At 71.2% G+C, this 18264-nt stretch carries 19 protein-coding genes; 11 read left to right on the top strand and 8 right to left on the bottom strand.

The genetic code is table 11. The features are described 5' to 3' along the window. Window positions 1-43 precede the first annotated feature (43 nt). From T328_RS20980 to T328_RS20970, 3 genes are all read right to left on the bottom strand, one after another. Window positions 44-1813, bottom strand: coding sequence for a dolichyl-phosphate-mannose--protein mannosyltransferase (locus tag T328_RS20980; protein WP_496497649.1), 1770 nt, complete (start codon window positions 1811-1813; stop codon window positions 44-46). A 224-nt stretch (window positions 1814-2037) separates the two neighbouring features. Beyond that, window positions 2038-2841, bottom strand: coding sequence for a hypothetical protein (locus tag T328_RS20975; protein ID WP_496497648.1), 804 nt, complete (start codon window positions 2839-2841; stop codon window positions 2038-2040). 197 nt (window positions 2842-3038) lie between these two features. Then, window positions 3039-3689: a hypothetical protein gene (locus T328_RS20970; RefSeq protein ID WP_496497647.1), complete on the bottom strand. Its 651-nt coding sequence runs from the start codon at window positions 3687-3689 to the stop codon at window positions 3039-3041. 436 nt (window positions 3690-4125) lie between these two features. Between T328_RS20970 and T328_RS20965 the strand changes: the two genes are divergently transcribed. From T328_RS20965 to T328_RS20930, 8 genes are all read left to right on the top strand, one after another. Continuing rightward, the gene (locus T328_RS20965) at window positions 4126-4527 is read left to right on the top strand and encodes a hypothetical protein (protein WP_496497646.1); all 402 of its coding nucleotides are present in this window, start codon (window positions 4126-4128) and stop codon (window positions 4525-4527) included. Further along, the gene (gene rsmI, locus T328_RS20960) at window positions 4524-5387 is read left to right on the top strand and encodes a 16S rRNA (cytidine(1402)-2'-O)-methyltransferase (protein ID WP_496497645.1); all 864 of its coding nucleotides are present in this window, start codon (window positions 4524-4526) and stop codon (window positions 5385-5387) included. Before T328_RS20965 ends, rsmI begins: the two co-directional genes overlap by 4 nt. Before the next feature lie 120 nt (window positions 5388-5507). After that, a complete protein-coding gene (locus tag T328_RS20955; protein ID WP_496497644.1) occupies window positions 5508-5771 on the top strand; it encodes a hypothetical protein in 264 nt (87 codons plus the stop codon). A 66-nt stretch (window positions 5772-5837) separates the two neighbouring features. Further along, the gene (locus tag T328_RS20950; RefSeq protein ID WP_496497643.1) at window positions 5838-6740 is read left to right on the top strand and encodes a TatD family hydrolase; all 903 of its coding nucleotides are present in this window, start codon (window positions 5838-5840) and stop codon (window positions 6738-6740) included. After that, entirely contained in the window at window positions 6737-7630 is an 894-nt protein-coding gene (gene rsmA / locus T328_RS20945; protein WP_496497642.1) for a 16S rRNA (adenine(1518)-N(6)/adenine(1519)-N(6))-dimethyltransferase RsmA, read from the top strand. Before T328_RS20950 ends, rsmA begins: the two co-directional genes overlap by 4 nt. After that, window positions 7627-8601, top strand: coding sequence for a 4-(cytidine 5'-diphospho)-2-C-methyl-D-erythritol kinase (locus tag T328_RS20940; RefSeq protein WP_496497641.1), 975 nt, complete (start codon window positions 7627-7629; stop codon window positions 8599-8601). The genes rsmA and T328_RS20940 overlap by 4 nt, the downstream gene beginning before the upstream one ends. A gap of 281 nt (window positions 8602-8882) precedes the next feature. Beyond that, window positions 8883-10727, top strand: a complete 1845-nt coding sequence (locus T328_RS20935; RefSeq protein WP_496497640.1) for an ABC-F family ATP-binding cassette domain-containing protein — start codon at window positions 8883-8885, stop codon at window positions 10725-10727. A 117-nt stretch (window positions 10728-10844) separates the two neighbouring features. Further along, window positions 10845-12584, top strand: coding sequence for an outer membrane protein assembly factor BamB family protein (locus T328_RS20930; RefSeq protein ID WP_496497639.1), 1740 nt, complete (start codon window positions 10845-10847; stop codon window positions 12582-12584). A 57-nt stretch (window positions 12585-12641) separates the two neighbouring features. Here the strand turns inward: T328_RS20930 and T328_RS20925 are convergent, their stop codons facing one another. Next, the gene (locus T328_RS20925; RefSeq protein ID WP_496497638.1) at window positions 12642-13250 is read right to left on the bottom strand and encodes a helix-turn-helix domain-containing protein; all 609 of its coding nucleotides are present in this window, start codon (window positions 13248-13250) and stop codon (window positions 12642-12644) included. A 115-nt stretch (window positions 13251-13365) separates the two neighbouring features. Between T328_RS20925 and T328_RS20920 the strand changes: the two genes are divergently transcribed. Beyond that, entirely contained in the window at window positions 13366-14184 is an 819-nt protein-coding gene (locus tag T328_RS20920) for an MBL fold metallo-hydrolase (RefSeq protein WP_496497637.1), read from the top strand. A gap of 553 nt (window positions 14185-14737) precedes the next feature. Here T328_RS20920 and T328_RS20915 read toward each other — a convergent pair. Both T328_RS20915 and T328_RS20910 read right to left on the bottom strand, forming a co-directional pair. Further along, window positions 14738-14914, bottom strand: coding sequence for a hypothetical protein (locus T328_RS20915; protein ID WP_496497636.1), 177 nt, complete (start codon window positions 14912-14914; stop codon window positions 14738-14740). 27 nt (window positions 14915-14941) lie between these two features. Next, on the bottom strand, window positions 14942-15148 hold the full coding sequence (locus T328_RS20910; RefSeq protein WP_496497635.1) for a hypothetical protein: 207 nt from the start codon (window positions 15146-15148) through the stop codon (window positions 14942-14944). Between the two features lie 500 nt (window positions 15149-15648). Between T328_RS20910 and T328_RS20905 the strand changes: the two genes are divergently transcribed. Both T328_RS20905 and T328_RS20900 read left to right on the top strand, forming a co-directional pair. After that, window positions 15649-16713 (top strand): hypothetical protein, encoded by a 1065-nt coding sequence (locus T328_RS20905; protein WP_496497634.1) that lies wholly within the window; start codon window positions 15649-15651, stop codon window positions 16711-16713. A gap of 9 nt (window positions 16714-16722) precedes the next feature. Further along, entirely contained in the window at window positions 16723-17166 is a 444-nt protein-coding gene (locus T328_RS20900) for a hypothetical protein (RefSeq protein ID WP_496497633.1), read from the top strand. Window positions 17167-17210: 44 nt separating this feature from the next. Here the strand turns inward: T328_RS20900 and T328_RS20895 are convergent, their stop codons facing one another. Both T328_RS20895 and T328_RS20890 read right to left on the bottom strand, forming a co-directional pair. Then, window positions 17211-17360 (bottom strand): hypothetical protein, encoded by a 150-nt coding sequence (locus T328_RS20895; protein ID WP_496497632.1) that lies wholly within the window; start codon window positions 17358-17360, stop codon window positions 17211-17213. Window positions 17361-17624: 264 nt separating this feature from the next. Beyond that, window positions 17625-18065: an ATP-binding protein gene (locus tag T328_RS20890; protein WP_496497631.1), complete on the bottom strand. Its 441-nt coding sequence runs from the start codon at window positions 18063-18065 to the stop codon at window positions 17625-17627. Window positions 18066-18264: the final 199 nt, after the last annotated feature.

Here is an 18264-nt window from a genome sequence, read left to right as displayed (position 1 = left end):
CTAAGCCACCCGCCGCGCCCGCGCCCACCCGGCGTGGTCGCGGTCAGACCCAACTCCCCAGCCACATGCGCGCCTCCCACGCGTCGCGCGTGATGGTCCCGCCGGTGTAGATCGGCCAGAAGTAGATGAAGTTCCAGACCACGAGCAGGACGAGGACGCCCGCCGCGACCACGCCCGCCGCCCTGCGCCATTCGGTGGCCGGGGCGAGACCGGGAGCGGGGACCCCCGACGCACCGGACGCGCCTGACGCACCGGTGCCCGTGACGGCGGCGGTGCCGGCGCGCGCCATCGCGCCGAGCATCATCGTCACCGCCAGGCACAGGTACGGCAGGAAGACGACGGCGTAGAAGAGGAAGATCGTGCGCTCCTGGTAGAAGAGCCACGGCACCCAGCCGGCCGCCGCCCCGCACAGGATCGCGCCCGCGCGCCAGTCGCGGCGCAGCCCCCAGCGGTAGAGGGCGTAGACGACGGCCGCGATGCCCAGCCACCACAGCAGCGGGGTGCCCAGCGCGAGGACTTCGCGGGCGCAGTTCTCCGTCGCGTCGGCGGGGCAGCCGTCCTGGCCGGGCGGCGGGTCCTCCCAGAAGTACGACACGGGCCGGCCCACCACGGGCCAGCTCCACGCGTTGGAGTCGTAGGTGTGGCCGGAGTCGAGGTTGACGTGGAACCTGTAGACCACCGCGTGGTAGTGCCACAGGCTGCGCACCGCGTCGGGGATGAACGGGAACGCGGTGTCGCGGTCCTCGGCCCAGCCGCGGAAGTACCCGTTGTCGGAGGCGAACCAGCCGGTCCAGGAGGCGACGTAGACCGCCACGGCCACCGGCACCGTCGAGAAGAACGCCGGCACGACGTCGAGGCGCAGTGCGCGTGCGTACGGGCGACGGGATCCGGCCGTACGGCGGGCGCCCGCGTCCCACAACACGGTCAGCAGGCCGAACGCGGCGAGGATGAACAGCGCGTTCCACTTGGTGCCCAGCGCCAGCCCCATGCACACTCCCGCGGCCAGCCGCCACGGTCGCGCCCCCAGCCGCAGCCCGGAGGCCACCGCGTCGTCCGGCCGGCCTTCGGGCAGTGCCCCGGCCAGCCGTTCACGCGCGCGGTCCCGGTCGACGAGCAGGCAGCCGAATGCCGCCAGTACCCAGAACATCAGCACCAGGTCGAGCAGCGCCGTGCGGCTCATCACGAAGTGCAGCCCGTCCACGGCCATCAGCAGCCCCGCCAGACAGCCCAGCAGCGTGGAGCGGAACAGCCGGCGGCCGATGCGGCACAGCATCAGTACAGAGAGCGTGCCGAGCAGGGCGACGACGAAGCGCCAGCCGAAGGGGTCCAGGCCGAACGCCCACTCGCCGAGCCCGATCATCCACTTGCCGACGGGCGGGTGGACGACGTAGCCGGGGTCGTCGCTGAGCGGGATGACCTGCGGGTCGGCGAGGAGCTTGTCGTTCGCGTCCTTGGGCCAACTGCCCTCGTAGCCGAACTGCAGCAGCGACCAGGCGTCCTTCGCGTAGTACGTCTCGTCGAATATCACCGCGCGCGGGCTGCCCAGGTTCACGAACCGCAGCACGCCGGCGAAGAGCGCCACGAGCAGCGGCCCGCCCCACGCGCCCAGCCGCGCCACCCGCGCCGCCGTCGCCGCGGGCACGCCGGCCACCCGCAGCAGCCGCGCCCCGGAGCCCCGGTACGGCGGCACCAGGCGCTCCTTGACGCCGGGTTCGCGCCGGGGCACGTACCCGAACGCGCGGAGCCGCCGCTGCCACGCCGGGGCGGGCGCGGACCGGCTCTGCGCTTGCTGCGTCGCGGTGTCACTGCTCACGGGGGCCCATCCTAGGCGCGCCCGCCCGCGGCACAGACGGCCCGATCCGGACCGGGCCGCCTGTGGCGGGGCAGCCGCCACGGGCCCGCTCCCCGGCCCCGTCCGCACGGCCCGTACCGGCCATCCGCCAGGATGGGAGGCGTGAGCGGACTCCTCGTACGGCTCGGTGCACGAAGGCGTCGGCAAGGGCGGGTGCTCGGTCGGTCGGCCAGCGGCGGTGGGGCTCAGCGGACGACGGTCTGGATCTCTCGAACCTGGACCGGCTGATCGGAGCTCGAGTAACCGTCGGGCATCTCGTCCTCGACCGGGCCGTCCGGGGTGGCGGTCGCCGTCCAGTGGACCTTCCAGGTGATCTGGGCGGAGAGCTCGTAGGAGTCGTCGTCGGTGGCCTTGCGGTAGGTGACGTTGCAGTCGGCGGCGGAGGAGTCGACCTGGTAGCCGCCGTCCGACTGCGTGAACCCGTACTCACACTCCTGCGGATCGGCGTACTCGGTCCCCCCGTTGACGAGCAGGGAGTCGGGTTCAGCGACCACGGTGGCGGCGATGCCCGCCTCCGCCAACTCGGCGGTGACCCAAACCCGCTGCAGCGGGGCGTCGAAGGCGACGTGGGTTTCCAGGTTGACCACCTGCCGGTCGGGGTCCGGCTTCAGCTTCACGTCGCGCGTCGGCAGCTTCGTCGCGCCGTAGGCCACATCCGCGAGCATCTCGGGGGTGATGTACTCCCCGGTCTGGGGCGGATCCCCGGGCTCCACCCACTGCCAAGGCTCGATGTAGTCGCAGCCCGGCTCCGCGCCCGCCGGCAGGTACTCGTTCAGCACCAGCCCCCACCACTTGCCGTCGTCGCCCCTGTGCCAGTTGAGGGCGTTCATCTCGGACTGGACCTGGCTGAGGTAGTTCGTCTCGGTCATCGAACCCCGCTGCCCCGCGGAGTTGTACCTCCGCTCGATGTACGACTCGAGTTGCTGAGGGCTGTAGAACGGCTCGTACCAGCAGGGCGGGGCCACCCAGTCGGCATCAGACGATGCCATGGGCGAGACGTTGCCGGAACCGTCTGTGCTGCCCCTGACGCTCACCTGAGACCGTAATACGCCGTCGTCGTTCTGGACCTCGGTGCCGCTGTCCTCGACCCCATCGCTGCTGCCGGCTAGTGCCGGGGGAGCTACGAGGACACTCCCTGTGAGCAGCACCGCAAGAAGCGGGACCGTGGTCCGTAAGACTCGGCTTATCAGCGCTGGCACTCTTCTGCCCCCGCATCCGCCTCATAGCGCACCATCTGCCAGTCACCCTGGTCGTTTTTCGCCATGAACATCTCCCACTGGCGGTAGAACTCCGAGGAAGGGGCGTTCACGTTCACCTTCCCCGTTTCGGCATCCTTGTCGTATACCTTGTTCTGGTCCTCGCAGTAGGTGACATGCGCCTTGGTCTTGCTGGAGAGTTCGACCTCCGGGAGATAGAAGACGAACTTGCCGGTGTAGCGCTTGCCCGACTGTGTGTACTTGATGATGGTGTCTGTGAGTTCAGCTCCCTCAAGACCTGTGTGGTACCTCTTCATATTGGGCATCTGGGTCGAACTGTCGTTAGTTCCCTGCTCCACCCTTGCCTTGGTGGCGTACTGGAGATCCCGGAGGACTTCGTTCTTCACTGGATCGCTGTCCTCGAAGCCCTCGAAGTTGACCTTCACGTCCGACGGGAGGTCGAACGTGGGCGCCCCTTCCTCGGCCTCTTCGCTCGGCGAAGCCGACGCCGGCGGCTTGTCCTCGCTGTCCGCCCCCTGGATCTTGTCCTCCTTGGGTTCGTCGTCGCCCCCGCACGCCGTCAGCAGAAAGCTCGAGGCCAGTGCCGCTGCAGCCAGGGCCCGGGCGGTGCGCTTGGTCATCGTCGAACAGCTCCGATCGTCATCCAGCGAACAGCTGCCGGGCAACGCTATCGGAGCTGTCGGCGTACGAGCAGCCACAGCCGGTGAACTGACGCCGCACTGTTACTCTCCGGTCACAGAGCTCGCACGACAGCTCTAGTCCGGCCGTGTTCTGGTTCCGCCGCCGCGCTGCCGTGTGCAGGTGGGCGTGCAGCATGCCGGTGTCTGGTGCGTGGTCACTCGCAGCTGTGCAAGGGAGGTCGTCGGGGGTGGCGTCGTACGTGCTGAGTGTCTCTCGGATGGCGCGAGCATCTTCGGCCGCAGGATGTTCCGCATCTGGACGGTCCTGGAGGTGATGTCCTGATGCGGGTTCGCGGCGCCCTCGCCGTAGATCCACAGGAACTCGTCGAGGCAGCCGGGGCCGAAGGTGCGGACGAGTTGGCGGTGGCTTTCCGGGATGACGGGCACCGCTCCGTCCGGCTGCGGCCGGTCGGCCGAGATCGGTTGCCGTGGGGGCGGGCAGAGTGCCGTCATCCCGCCGAAGTCCGAGGGTGCCAAGGCGTGGCAGTATGAGGCGTCGCCGAAGGACGGCTTCCACGTGCTGCGGCACACGTACGCATCGCTTCAGTTGGAGGCCGGGGAATCAGTGGTCACCCTGGCGCAATGGCTCGGCCACGAATCGCCCGACATCACGTTGGAGCACTACGCCCACTTCATGCCGCAGGCCGGCGCGAAGGGGCGGGCTGCGGTGGACAAGCTGCTCGCGGAGCAGCCTGCCGCCGAGACTCCCCATAGACTCCCCAAGCGCCCGAAGCCGCGACGCAATAAGGTAAAGATGCAGGTGAGAAGGGCTCGATGACGGTGAGCGGACTCCTCGTACTGGCAGGCACCCCCATCGGCGACCCCGCGGACGCCCCGCCGCGGCTGGCGGCCGAGCTGGCCGCCGCCGACGTCATCGCCGCCGAGGACACCCGCCGGCTGCGCCGGCTGACGCAGGCGCTCGGCGTGCAGCCGACGGCCCGCGTCGTGTCGTACTTCGAGGGCAACGAGGCGGCCCGCACCCCCGACCTCGTCGAGGAACTGGCCGGCGGCGCCCGCGTGCTGCTGGTCACCGACGCCGGGATGCCCTCCGTCTCCGACCCCGGCTACCGCCTAGTCGCCGCCGCCGTGCGGCGCGGGATCACCGTCACCGCCGCGCCCGGCCCGTCCGCGGTGCTGGCGGCGCTCGCGGTCTCGGCGTTGCCGGTCGACCGGTTCTGCTTCGAGGGCTTCCTGCCGCGCAAGCCGGGGGAGCGGCTGGCGCGGCTGCGCGAGGCGGCGGGCGAGCGGCGCACCCTTGTGTACTTCGAGGCCCCGCACCGGCTCGCCGACAGCCTGGCGGCGATGGCCGGCGTCTTCGGCGAGGGCCGCAGGGCCGCTGTGTGCCGGGAGCTGACCAAGACGTACGAGGAGGTCAGGCGCGGTCCGCTGAAGGAGCTGGCGGACTGGGCGGCCGACGGCGTGCGCGGCGAGATCACTGTGGTGGTGGAGGGTGCGCCCGCGGCGGACGGCGAGCGGCCGGACGCCACGGAGCTGGCCCGCAGGGTCACCGTCCGTGAGGAGGCGGGGGAGGCGCGCAAGGAGGCCATCGCGGCGGTCGCCCGGACCGCCGGGGTACCCAAGCGCGAGGTATTCGATGCGGTGGTGACCGCGAAAAACTCGGCAAACAACTCAGAGTAGCCGCACCAAAACTCCTTCAATTGATGGTATTGGCGGCTGCATACTGCGCCGAATGGGTGTCCACTGGAATAGGGGATGCCTTCCGGCGACTTGTCCCTCCATGGACAAGAGGAGCTGCCCATGTCCGAGCCCGAGCCAGTGACCGAGTCCTACGCCTTCGCCTGCATGAGGTGCGGGCACGGCTGGGAGCAGAGCTACGAGATCCACCACCACGTCGACGCGAAGGGCCGGCCCTTCGTCACATACCACACCGGCGGGGAACGGGTGCCCTCGCCGCTCACCCGGCCGACGTGCCTGAACTGCGGCGAGCACGTCGTACGCATCATGCGCGCCGGCCAGGTCCGGTCCGTCGAGTCGGTGCGCCAGCGCTCGCGCCGGGACTGACGGGGCGGGTGCCCACGGGCGCCGCCCCGCACGGCGGTGTCGTACCGGGCCAGTAGAGTCCCCGGCATGGCTCAGCACACCACCGGCGGCGCGGACGCGAAGTCCGCGCCGCCGCCGCCCGAGCCCCTCGGGCACCCCGCGGCGGACTCGCACACCCACCTCGACATGCAGGACGGCACCGTCGCCGACGCCGTGGCGAAGGCCGCCCGGGTGGGCGTCACCACCCTCATCCAGGTGGGCTGCGACCTGGAGCGCTCCCGCTGGTCCGCGGAGACCGCCGCCGCGCACGACGCCGTGTGGGCCACGGTCGCCCTGCACCCCAACGAGGCCCCGCGGCTCGGCGCCGGCCTGGACGACGCCGTCGACGAGATCGACGCGCTCGCCGCGCTGCCGCAGGTCCTCGGCGTCGGCGAGACCGGCCTCGACTACTACCGGACCGGCCCCGGGGGCGTGGCCGCCCAGCAGCACTCCTTCCGCCGCCATATCGAGATCGCAAAACGCCGGCGAAAAGCCCTCGTCATTCACGACCGGGAGGCGCATGACGACGTGTTGCGCATTCTTGATGAGGAAGGGGCGCCGGAGCGCGTGGTTTTCCACTGCTATTCCGGGGACGCGGCGATGGCCGAAACCTGTGCAGAAAACGGTTACTTCATGTCCTTCGCAGGAAACGTGACCTTCAAGAACGCGGGGCGGTTGCGCGCGGCGGTCGCCGTCGCGCCGGCGGAGCTGCTGCTGGTCGAGACGGACGCGCCGTTCCTGACGCCGATGCCGTACCGGGGCCGCCCCAACGCGCCGTACCTGATCCCCGTCACCCTCCGCGCCATGGCCGAGACGCGCGGCACGGACCCCGACGAGCTGGCGGCGGCGATAGCGGCGAACACCGCGCGCGCCTTCGGCTACGCGCCGGCCACCGCCGTCCCCGCCTCGCCAGGAGCCCGCCAAGACCGAGGGCCTAACCTGGAGCGGTGAGCGCCACCACCGGCGAGCCGGACCCGCTGCTCGGCCCCGCGGACGTCCGCGAGCTGGCGGCGGCCCTCGGCGTACGCCCCACCAAGCAGCGCGGGCAGAACTTCGTCATCGACCCCAACACCGTCCGCCGCATCGTGCGCGCCGCGGGCGTGCGCCCGGACGACGTCGTCGTCGAGATCGGCCCCGGCCTCGGCTCGCTCACCCTCGCCCTGCTGCAGGCCGCCGCCCACGTCACGGCCGTCGAGGTCGACGACGCCCTCGCCGCCGCCCTCCCCGCGACCGTACGGGCCCGGCTGCCGCGGCGCGCGGACCACTTCGCGCTCGTGCACGCCGACGCGCTGCGCGTCACCGAGCTGCCGGGCCCCCCGCCGACGGCGCTGGTGGCCAACCTCCCGTACAACGTCGCCGTGCCCGTGCTGCTGCACATGCTGGCCACCTTCCCCGGCATCGAGCGCACCCTGGTCATGGTGCAGGCCGAGGTCGCCGACCGGCTCGCCGCCGCCCCGGGGTCGAAGGTCTACGGCGTGCCGTCGCTGAAGGCCGCCTGGTACGCGGACGTCCGGCGGGCCGGCGCCATCGGCCGCACCGTCTTCTGGCCCGCGCCGAACGTCGACTCCGGGCTCGTCTCCCTGACCCGCCGCGAGCCGCCCGCGACCGGTGCCACGCGGACCGAGGTATTCGCGGCCGTCGACGCCGCCTTCGCCCAGCGCCGCAAGACCCTGCGCGCCGCGCTCACCGGCTGGGCCGGCTCGGCGCCGGCCGCCGAGGCCGCGCTGCGCGCCGCGGGCGTGTCGCCGCAAGCCCGCGGCGAGTCGCTGACCATCGAGGACTTCGCGCGGATCGCGGAGTCCCGGCACCGGACCGCCACCACGAGGAGCAGCACGCCGTGACATCCGGATCGACCCCGCCCGCCCCCGGCGCCGCCGGCTCCGCCGGTTCCGCCGCCGCGCGGAGCGTCACCGTCCGCGTACCCGCGAAGGTCAACGTGCAGCTCGCCGTCGGCCCGCCGCGCCCCGACGGCTTCCACGACCTCGCCAACGTCTTCCTCGCCGTCGGCCTCTACGACGAGGTCACCGCCACCGAGGCCGACGACCTGCGCGTCACCGTCGCCGGCCGCGACGCCGCCGCCGTACCCACCGACACCTCGAACCTCGCCGCCCGCGCCGCGCAACTGCTCGCCGCGCGGCACGGGCGGGAGCCGCACGTACACCTGCACATCGCCAAGGACATCCCCGTCGCCGGCGGCATGGCCGGCGGCAGCGCGGACGGCGCCGGGGCACTGCTGGCCTGCGACGAGCTGTGGGGCACCCGGACCGGGACCGACGAGTTGCTCCGCATCTGCGCGGAGCTGGGCAGCGACGTGCCGTTCAGCCTGGTCGGCGGGGCGGCGCTGGGGCGCGGACGCGGCGAGCGGCTGACGACGCTGTCGGCGAAGGGCCCGCTGTACTGGGTCTTCGCCGTGGCCGACGGCGGGCTGTCGACGCCGGAGGTCTACGGGGAGTTCGACCGCCTGGCGGCGGACCGGACCGTACCGGAGCCGGACCCGTCCCCCGCGGTGCTGGACGCCCTCGGCTCCGGCGACCCGGCCGCCCTGGCCGCCGCCTTGGCGGCCATCTCCGGCGGCAACGACCTCCAGCCTGCGGCGCTCTCCCTGCGCCCGTCCCTGGCCGACACCCTCAAGGCCGGCACCGCGGCCGGCGCCCTGGCGGCCCTGGTCTCGGGCTCGGGCCCGACGTGCGCGTTCCTGGCGGCAGACGAGACGGCGGCGACGGAGATCGCCGCGGCCCTGGAGACGTCGGGCACGTGCCGCCAGGCCCGCGTAGCCCAGGCCCCGGCCCCGGGCGCGGCGGTGGTGGGCTGACGGACGCCTTGCGCGCGTAGCGCGGCGGGCAGTGCTCCCCGTGCCAGGGGGCGGGCAGGGGCCAGTTTCGTGTTCCGGTGTGGCGGCCGGTGGCTGCTGCGCGGCGTCGGCGCCGGCCAGGCGTCCGCGCGCAAGCGCGGCGGGGGTCCGGGGCGGAGCCCCCGGTTTCGGGGAGGGGCGGGGTGGGGGAAAGCCGCCGCCCACCCGCACCGTGGCGCGAACTACCCTGGAAGCCGCCCGCCGAGGCCCCACCCCGACCCCCCGAGGAGCACCGCACCGCCATGGCCGCCGCCAACCTGGTCAACCTGGAAGCCGTCGACAAGGTCTACGGCACCCGCGCCCTCCTCGACGGCATCTCCCTCGGCGTCGCCGAAGGCGACCGCGTCGGCGTCGTCGGCCGCAACGGCGACGGCAAGACCACCCTCGTCCGCCTCCTCGCCAAGCTGGAGGACCCCGACGCCGGCCGCGTCACCCACACCGGCGGCCTCCGCCTCGGCGTCCTCACCCAGGGCGACACCCTCGACCCCGCCGCCACCGTCCGGCACGAGGTCGTCGGCGACATGGCCGACCACGAGTGGGCCGGCGACGCGCGCGTCCGCGACGTGCTCACCGGCCTCTTCGGCGGCCTCGACCTGCCCGGCTTCGACCACGGCCTGGACACCGTCATCGGCCCGCTCTCCGGCGGCGAGCGCCGCCGCATCGCGCTGGCCAAGCTGCTCATCGGCATCCCCGACCTCCTCATCCTGGACGAGCCGACCAACCACCTCGACGTCGAGGGCATCGCCTGGCTCGCCGAGCACCTGCGCACCCGCCGCGCCGCGCTCGTCGTCGTCACCCACGACCGCTGGTTCCTCGACCAGGTCTGCACCCGCATGTGGGACGTGCAGCGCGGCGCCGTCCACGAGTACGACGGCGGCTACTCCGACTACGTCTTCGCCCGCGCCGAGCGCGCGCGTATCGCCGCCACCGAGGAGGCCAAGCGGCAGAACCTCGTGCGCAAGGAACTGGCCTGGCTGCGCCGCGGGGCCCCGGCCCGTACCAGCAAGCCCCGCTTCCGCATCGAGGCCGCCAACGCGCTCATCGCCGACGTGCCGCCGCCCCGCGACTCCGCCGAGCTGATGAAGTTCGCGAACTCCCGCCTCGGCAAGACGGTGTTCGACCTGGAGGACGTCACCGTACGGGCCGGGGGCGGCCCCGACGGCAGGGTGCTGCTGAAGGGGCTGACCTGGCAACTCGGCCCCGGCGACCGCGTGGGGCTCCTCGGCGTCAACGGCGCCGGCAAGACCTCCCTGCTGCGTACCCTCGCCGACGCCGCCCGCTCGGGCGGCGAGCGGCAGCCGGCCGCCGGGCGGATCGTCGCCGGGCGGACCGTGCGGCTCGCGTACCTCTCGCAGGAGGTCACGGAACTCGACCCGGCGTGGCGGCTGCTGGAGGCGGTCGAGCGGGTGCGGCAGCGCGTCGACCTCGGCAAGGGGCGGGAGATGACCGCCTCGCAGCTGTGCGAGCAGTTCGGCTTCGGGCGGGAGAAGCAGTGGACGCCGGTGGGCGACCTGTCCGGCGGCGAGCGGCGGCGGCTGCAGCTGCTGCGGCTGCTGATGGACGAGCCGAACGTGCTGTTCCTCGACGAGCCCACCAACGACCTGGACATCGAGACCCTCACCCAGCTGGAAGACGTGCTGGACGGCTGGCCGGGGACGCTGGTGGTCATCAGCCACGACCGGTACTTCGTCGAGCGGACGACGGACACGGTGCACGCGCTGCTGGGCGACGGGGCGCTGCGGATGCTGCCGGGCGGGATCGAGGAGTACCTGCGCCGGCGGGCACGTATCCGCGAGACACAGGCGCCGCAGACGCCGCAGGCGACACCGGCGCCACAGGCGACGCAGACCCTGTCGGCGGCGGACGCGCGGGCGGCGAAGAAGGAGCTGCAGCGCATCGAGCGGCAGTTGGACCGGATCGGCGGCAAGGAGAGCGAGCTGCACGCCGCGATCGCCGAGCGCGCGACGGACTTCGAGCGGGTGGCGGAGCTGGACGCGCGGCTGCGTGAGCTGGTGGCCGAGCGCGAGGAGCTGGAGCTGCGCTGGCTGGAGCTGGCGGAGTCGGCGGAGTCGGCGGAGTCGGGCTGAGCGCACGGCGGGCGGCGGGTCACGGTCGTACGACGCCGGCGGCGGCTGTCACCCGCGGGTGGTAGAAATGAGCGACGACCGCAGCTCGTACGCACATCCATCCGGGGGGACAGGGACATGTCGCAGCCGCCACCGCCGCCGGGCCAGCCGCCGTCCGGCGGCTTCGGGCCGCCGCCGTCCGAGGACCCGCAGCAGCCCGGGTACGGATATCCGCAGACCCCGCCGCCGCCCGCACCCGGCGGCGGCTTCGGCGCGCCGCCGGAGCCCGCGCAGCAGCCCCAGTACGGCTACCCGCAGCAGCAGCAGCCGCAGCCCCAGGCCCAGCCCGAACAACCACCGCAGCCGTACGGCCAGCAGCAGTCGCAGCAGCAGTCGCAGTACAGCTACGCGCAGCCGGTCCCGCCGGACTCCGGCGGTTACCCCCAGGCGCAGGTCCCGGGCATGCCCGCCGGGCCCGCGGCGCAGAAGCTCGTCCCGGTGTGGGCGGTCGTCGCGGCCGTGCTGGCGATTCTCGTAGTCGCCAGCGGTACGGGCTGGTTCCTCACCAGCGGCGACGACGACACGCAGGCCGGCGGGGGCGGCGGTGGCGGCGGTGCCAAGAAGTCCGTCAGCGACAGCAAGCCCGCCAGCGCCGACGGCGAGTTGCTGTTCGGCGTCCCGTACCCGGAGGTCGAGGAGGGCGCGACGTGGCCCGCCGCCGGCCAGTGGGCGACGGAGAAGATCTACGCCAAGGGCGAGCTGAACTCGGTGAAGGGCTACAGCACCAAGACCGGCAAGGAGGCGTGGGAAATCCCCACCGACGGCCTGATCTGCGGCGGCTCCCGGGCCGTCACCGACGACGGCAAGGCCGCCATGCTGGTGCAGGACGGCAAGGTCTCCGACCCCGACGACTCGTACGCGCCGTGCTCCGAGGTCGTGGTCTTCGACGTCAACACCGGCGACGAGTTGTGGCAGCAGCACGTGCCGAGCGCCGACGAGAACGTGAAGTTCGACCACATCACCATCGCCGGTGACACGGTCATCGCCTCCGGCCTCTCCGGCTCCGCGGCGTTCCCCCTGTCCGGCGGCGACCCGGTCTGGAAGACCAAGCCCACCACCGAGTGCAAGGACCACGACTACGCCAGCGACGGGACGAACCTCCTCGGCCTGGTCTTCTGCGGCTCGCTCAACGAGGACATGAAGGTCCAGAAGGTCGACCCGGCCACCGGCGGCATCTACTGGTCGTACGACGTGCCGGACGGCGTGCAGAGCGTGCAGGTGCTCTCCGTCGAGCCGCCGATAATCACGATCGGCGCGGGCAAGACCACCGAGACCGACATCTTCGCCATCGACGGGGGTGAGCTGCGCTCGAAGATCTCCCTGGGCACGGAGACGGAGGGCCCGCGCTACAAGCCCGGCTGTGACTACTCCGGCGGCGCCGAGTCCTGCACGACGGTGGCGGTGGACGGCGACACGATGTACCTGCCGTCGCGTGAACACCAGGGCAAGAGCGACTACGGCGACACGAACGAGATCGTCGCCTTCGACCTCGACACGGGTAAGCCGACGAAGAAGTACGACGCCGGCGAGAAGCGGACGATGGTCCCGCTGCGGATGGAGGGCGGCAAGCTCATCGCGTACCGCAAGGGGACGTACGACGCCGGCGGCGAGATCGTCGCGATAGACCCGCGCTCCGCCAAGGAAGAGGTCTGGCTGGAGCTGCCGAACGACACGGCGGAGTCGGAGACGACGATGACCTACAGCGACCAGTTGCCGTACATATTCGAGCACGGCCGGTTCTACCTGGCGCAGGACCTCATCAGCGACCGCGACGACGTGGAGTACTTCGCCCTCGCCTTCGGCAGCAAGGACGAGTAACGACTCTCTCTCCCCCCGGGCGTGCATAGCGTGCATAGGCCCGCAAGCTGCGGCCGATCAGGTTCTGCGCGAGATGACCATGATGTATTCGCAGGGAGCGTTCGTCCGGTTGGCGAAGCCGTGGTCCGCGTCGGCCTGGAAGAACAGGGAGTCGCCTGTGTTCAGGGTCTCGCTGATCCCGCCGATCGCGACGGTGAGGGTGCCTTCGAGCACCACGAGTTGCTTCTCCGTGCCCGGGGGATACGCGGGCAGCAGCCTCGTAGAGACCTGCGCGGGGAGGTAGTGGGCGACCATCTCGGCTCCTCCCGCGCCCGGGGCCGCTGACACCATGTGCCGCTCGAAGCCGGTTTCCGGGTCACGGAAAACGGGGCGCTCGTTCTTGCGCATGACAACGGCCACACCGGACGCGGCAGCAGCCGGCGCACCGATCAGGTCCGAGAGCGACGCGTCGAGCGCGTGGGCGATCCTGGATGCGACGCCGATCGTCGGGCTCTTCTCACCGCGTTCGACCTTGGACAGCATCGCCCGGCTGACCGACGACTGTGTGGACAACTGCTCCAGCGTCAGGCCCGCCTCCTCACGGCGCCGCCGCACGTTACCGCCGAACGCGCCGGCCAGGTCGTCACCGTGCGGTGGTTCGGCCGCGTTTCCGTCTTGCTCGACCACCGTGCTCCTCGATCGATGGGTACCTCGCTGCCCACAGTGTAGGGTTTCTCCTAAAGAAGATTGAGTCTTCTATCGGAGACGCGCGCGGGTGCGTGTCCAACACGACGGAGGTTTCATGCGTTTGATCTCGGGTGGCCAGCACCACGCCACGTTCGAATTCGGCGATCTGCAGGTGATCTCGTTGCGAGACGGGTACATCGACATGCCGCCGACACGGCTCCGCGACGAGGATGGGCGAACGCTCGATGAGCTGCCGGCCGCCGTCCCGCTGACCGGCGACAACTTGCGTCTGTCGGTCAACGCCTTCTTCGTCACCGACGGCACGCGGTCGGTTCTCATCGACACCGGCGCGTCCAACGCCTGGCACGACCCCACCATGGGAGTGATCTACGACGCGCTCGACGAAGCGAGAATCGACCGCGCACATGTCACCGATGTGGCCATCACCCACAAGCACGTAGACCACGTGAGCGGCCTGATCGCGCCGGACGGTTCAGAGGCGTTCACCAATCTTGAGCGCGTGTGGATCGGCGCGGGCGACACCTCGGTGTTCACGGGGCGGCTTGAGCCGATCCGCGACCGGGTCGTACCCGTGTCGGAGAACGTCGCGATCAACGACTGGACCACCGCGATCCCGACACCGGGCCACACACCCGGTCACACCGTCTATGATGTCAGGAGCAGCACCGGCCACCTTCTCGCCTGGGGCGACACCGTTCACGTTCCCACGCTCCAATTCGATCAGCCGAACGTGTCCTGGGAGCTCGACGGCAACCAGTCCCAGGCCCGCGCCGCGCGAGCGGCCCTCCTGGAACAACTGGCCCAACCACACCACTTCGTAGCCGGCGCCCACCTCGACTCACCCGGCATCGCCCGCGTAACCCCCTCCGGCGACGGTTATGCGCTGGAATACCTCGCACCACCGATCGGCTGAGCGAGCCTGCCGGCTCCGGGCCTGGCTCGCGATGGGGCCAAGGAGGACAAGCTCGTCTGGCCCGGCCGGTCCGCCACGAACTCGACCATCCGGACGGCCGCCTCTACACCAGCCGCAAGCGCGACAGCCGTCCGCCACCCGAGCACGCCGAGAACGGGCCGCCGATGTCCTCGCCCCCTCGCGCCATACGAGGGTCCTCCCACCTGGACCGTCTGGGGCGGGCCGGGGGATGACGAGCGGACCCTATATCGGGTTATCGGGTACGCAAACGGGCCCGGGTTGCGCCCAGCCGGGCCTTCGCGGTGGCGATAGCGGTCAACCATGCCTCGTCGCTGGCCCGTTCTGTGATCGAACGGTTGCTTGTGGTGATCTCCTGTACCCCTCTAGCCTCGTGTGTCACTGCGCGGTCGCGCGCAGTGATGCTTGGGGGGTTGTTCGTGACGTTCCTCATGGTGGCCGCGGCGTTGTACGGCGTCCTCCAACTCGGGCTAATCTCCTGGCCGTTGCGGTCGGCCGGCTGGGCCGTCATCCTGGCGTCGTTCGTGGTGGGGATCTACGGCAGTGGGGTTGCGGCGATCGCTGCGGAGTACGCGGCGGTGCGCGGGTACACGGCGGCCTCTGGGGAGCGGACGCTGGACCCGGCGGTGGATGCGCTGTCGTACACGCTGGTGCCGGTGGTGGAGGAGGTGGCGAAGATCGGGCCGCTGCTGATCGCCGGGATCAGTGTCAAGGTCCGCCGCCAGCTCGGCTTGTCCGATTACGTCGTCCTGGGCGCCGGGGCGGGGGCGGGGTTCGGGCTGCTGGAGGTGCTGCTGGCGCGGGTCACCGACGCGCAGAAGGCGGAGGTCTTCCCCGGCGGCGGGTGGATGATCCCCGGCGGCGTCAGCCTGGACCTCACGTACGTGCCCGACTTCAGCGAGGTGTTGACCACCTGGCTGCCCGCCTCGATCGGCACGGTGAGCATCGGTGCTCTCAGTCCGGAACTCGGCGCCTCGCTGCATCTGGTGTGGGGCGCGCTGGCGGGCCTGGGCGCGGGGCTGCTGCTGCGCGGGCCGGGTGCGGGGCTTCGCCTGGCCGGGCTGATACCGCTGGGCCTGGCGGTCGGGCACCACGCGCTGTTCAACTACTCCGGCTACGCCGCTCGCCGCGACGGCGATCCGCCGGGCTGGGCGGCGGAGGTGCTTCAGTGGCTGGGCGATGTGCTGGGGTGGCTGCCGGTGGCCGCGCTGGCGGTGGCGATGACGCTGGACTACCGGCAGGTCCGCCGCGGGCGACGGGCGTTGCCGTACACCCTGCTGACCGCCGAACGCCAAGGCCGTACGGGTGTCATGGCGCTGGCGGGCTTCGCGGCCTGCTGCCCTGCCGTGGACCGGGACGATAGCTGTCCGCTTCGCCCGCGCCCGCCGCGCCCTGTATTACGCCCAACCCCGCGCGACCGACCCGCTGCACCGGGCGGTGGCGGAGGTGGCCCAGCGCATCGACGAGGCAAACCGCGACGAGGCGTGGGACGCCAAGCGCCTCCGCGCCCACTTCAAGGCCGACCCCACGGGCCGGACCGCGCGCCGCCGCCGGTGGCTCTACCTGATCCCCCTGCTCCTCGCCACTCCCGCGGTCCTGGCCCTCGGCGCCGGCTCGTACCCCCAGACCACCGACCTCCAGAACTGGTTCACCTCCGGCACCGGCCACACCCTCCTGCTGTCCTGCGCCACCGCCGGACTGGCCTGGCTCATCCTCCAGATGGTCCTGATGTTGCGTGCTCGCCGCGCGATCGGCGAATTGCCGCAGGGTGAGCCCCTGACGCTGCTGCGCCTGCGGCTGTACGGCACCGGCGGCGCCCTCGTCGTCAGCGCGCTGCTGCTTGCCCTGCGCCTGAAGGGATACGAGGCCGACGACAGAGTCGTCGACCCGTACGTGGCGGCCACCCTGTTCGCGGCGCTGATGGAAGCCCTGATGTGGGCCGGCATCGCCCTCGCCCTCGCTTCGGTGTTCCTCTTCCCACCTGCGGGCGGCGCCCTCGCCTTCGTCACCGTCGGCGGCGCCATGCGCATCGGCACCCTCGCCCTGTCGCCGGGCGCCCGTGCCCTCCTCGGCAGCAGCGCCATCGCCCTCGCCAGCACCACCGGCGGGGGCTCCGCCTCGGACGGCTTGCCGGAAGCGAACCGCGGCGGCTCCGAGGCGCAACCGTCAAAGGGCCGTTTGGCAGAGCAGCGAGGTAAGCAGTACGAGCGGTACCTGCATGAGAAGCTCGGCGGGTCGAGCAACTTCACGCGGGGCGGGCGGGAGTTCGACGGTAGCTATTTTCGGGCGAATGGACGAGAGGTGTGGTACGACGGGAAGGCCGGGGAGTTCTGGCAGAAGCTCAATGCCGACCCAAAACGGCTGGCGAAGTTCAAGGCGACTGCCGGACAGTGCAGGCAGATCGCCACTCAGCACGGAAAAGAATACGAAATAGTCTCACAGAATCCCATACCCAGGAACATCACCCAGTGGCTCGATGGAAAAGGGATTCCGTGGCGAGTGGTTCCATGAGGCGGAAGCATGTCACGCAGCGTCAGTATCGACTTCTCTTTTCGCGGAGCGACGCGGGTCACGGTGCAGGGAATCCTGCGGGTGCTCGAACCCGGCGGGTGGGGCACTATTGAGCCCTTGGGTCTGTCCTTCGCGGTCGAGGACGCCATGGGCGATCTGGACTGGACCGCCACGGTGCCGGAGCAGTTGAACTCCGTGGTCGCCGCGCTCGACGACCCCGGCAGGGTCCACCAGCACGTCGGCATCTGCGTCTACCATCAGGCTGCCGGCACCGGTGGCCAGCTCCTCTTCTTCCCGGGCCGCGAGCAGATCTCGTTTCTGCCGACCATCAACAGGCGAGCACACGTCGTCGGGCCGGAGTTCACCGATATCCCCTGGTACTTGGAGCAGATGCTTCCGGCCTTCTACGAAGCCGGGATGACGGGTTACGAGACGGAGGACGTCGCCGACTGACCCAGTGTGGTTTCAAAGTCTGATTGTTGGCGTGTCTGTGCTGGTCAACGGAGTCCGAGGAGGGGAAGGGGGAGGGGGCGGGTGAACGGCTCGTAGGGCATCTTGCGGAGTCCGGCGGTGGTGTTGTGGCGTACGGTGGTGCGGAGGCGGTTGATCGCGAAGCTGTGCAGGGTGGCCATGTTCTCCCGGGCCATGCGCGGTGCGGATGGTGGAAGCGTCCTCGCGGAAGCCGGTGTCCCGCACGAAGTGGAGCCGGTTCAGGGGAATCGACCGTCACGGTCCCTCCGGTCAGGTCGAACTGGGCCAGCAGGCCGGCGAAGCAGGTGATCTCGTTCGTCCTGTCCGGGACAGGCAGCTGCGTGACGGTGAGCCCACCTCTGGTCATGGCGGCGAGCAGGTGCGCGGCCGGGGTGTCGCCGTGGCGGGAATCACGGGCGCTCTTCGTGCTCCCGTCCCGCTCAGCGGGTCGGGAAGTCGAACTCGGCGTAGACGAGCTTGCCGATTCCGTCGCGTGAACGCATGCCCCAGCGGTCGGAGAGAGCGGCGACGACGAGCAGGCCGCGGCCGGACTCGTCGCCTTCCGCGGCGTTGCGGGGCTGGGGCGCGGCGGAGCCGGCGTCGTGGACCTCGACGACCAGGGCGGTCTCGGACAGCGACAGGCGCAGCAGGAAGAGGTGCCCCGGCCGGCCGCCGTGCAGCAGGGCGTTGGTGCACATTTCGGAGACGCAGGTGCGCACGTCGTCGGCATCGACGGGCACGGACCAGTCTGTGAGGACCCGGGTGGCGAACAGGCGGGCCCGTCCGACCGAGGTCCTGCTGTGCCTGAACGTGGCGGAACGGACGAGCGTGCTGAGTGGGGGGCGGGGCGGCGCCGGGACGGTGTACTTCTTCGAGGGCATGCGTGGGCCCCTTCCGTGGTCGCGAGCTTGGGGGGTGATGGCCAGGAGTCACTGGTGCGCCTCAGCCCTGCTACGCACAGCGACGGACCTTCAGCGTGCTGTGGCGGTGTCGGGGACTGCAAGACTTCACGAAGGAACCCACTCGCGTGAGTCGTCGAACATGTGACTTGTCTTGTGTGGCGGGGACGGCGTTGCTTTC

It is taken from the genome of Streptomyces sp. CNX435 (assembly GCF_059570575.1).
This window is presented reverse-complemented; position numbering and strand designations above follow the sequence as displayed.

What these genes read in the sequence shown, in the direction of transcription:
- T328_RS20895 (WP_496497632.1), bottom strand. Translation starts at nt 17,360, where the DNA reads ATGGCCCGGGAGAACATGGCCACCCTGCACAGCTTCGCGATCAACCGC.
- T328_RS20935 (WP_496497640.1), top strand. Translation starts at nt 8,883, where the DNA reads ATGGCCGCCGCCAACCTGGTCAACCTGGAAGCCGTCGACAAGGTCTAC.
- rsmI (WP_496497645.1), top strand. Translation starts at nt 4,524, where the DNA reads ATGACGGTGAGCGGACTCCTCGTACTGGCAGGCACCCCCATCGGCGAC.
- T328_RS20955 (WP_496497644.1), top strand. Translation starts at nt 5,508, where the DNA reads ATGTCCGAGCCCGAGCCAGTGACCGAGTCCTACGCCTTCGCCTGCATG.
- T328_RS20930 (WP_496497639.1), top strand. Translation starts at nt 10,845, where the DNA reads ATGTCGCAGCCGCCACCGCCGCCGGGCCAGCCGCCGTCCGGCGGCTTC.
- T328_RS20900 (WP_496497633.1), top strand. Translation starts at nt 16,723, where the DNA reads ATGTCACGCAGCGTCAGTATCGACTTCTCTTTTCGCGGAGCGACGCGG.
- T328_RS20965 (WP_496497646.1), top strand. Translation starts at nt 4,126, where the DNA reads ATGACGGGCACCGCTCCGTCCGGCTGCGGCCGGTCGGCCGAGATCGGT.
- T328_RS20910 (WP_496497635.1), bottom strand. Translation starts at nt 15,148, where the DNA reads ATGCTCACCGTGCCGATCGAGGCGGGCAGCCAGGTGGTCAACACCTCG.
- T328_RS20970 (WP_496497647.1), bottom strand. Translation starts at nt 3,689, where the DNA reads ATGACCAAGCGCACCGCCCGGGCCCTGGCTGCAGCGGCACTGGCCTCG.
- T328_RS20920 (WP_496497637.1), top strand. Translation starts at nt 13,366, where the DNA reads ATGCGTTTGATCTCGGGTGGCCAGCACCACGCCACGTTCGAATTCGGC.
- T328_RS20950 (WP_496497643.1), top strand. Translation starts at nt 5,838, where the DNA reads ATGGCTCAGCACACCACCGGCGGCGCGGACGCGAAGTCCGCGCCGCCG.
- T328_RS20890 (WP_496497631.1), bottom strand. Translation starts at nt 18,065, where the DNA reads ATGCCCTCGAAGAAGTACACCGTCCCGGCGCCGCCCCGCCCCCCACTC.
- T328_RS20975 (WP_496497648.1), bottom strand. Translation starts at nt 2,841, where the DNA reads ATGGCATCGTCTGATGCCGACTGGGTGGCCCCGCCCTGCTGGTACGAG.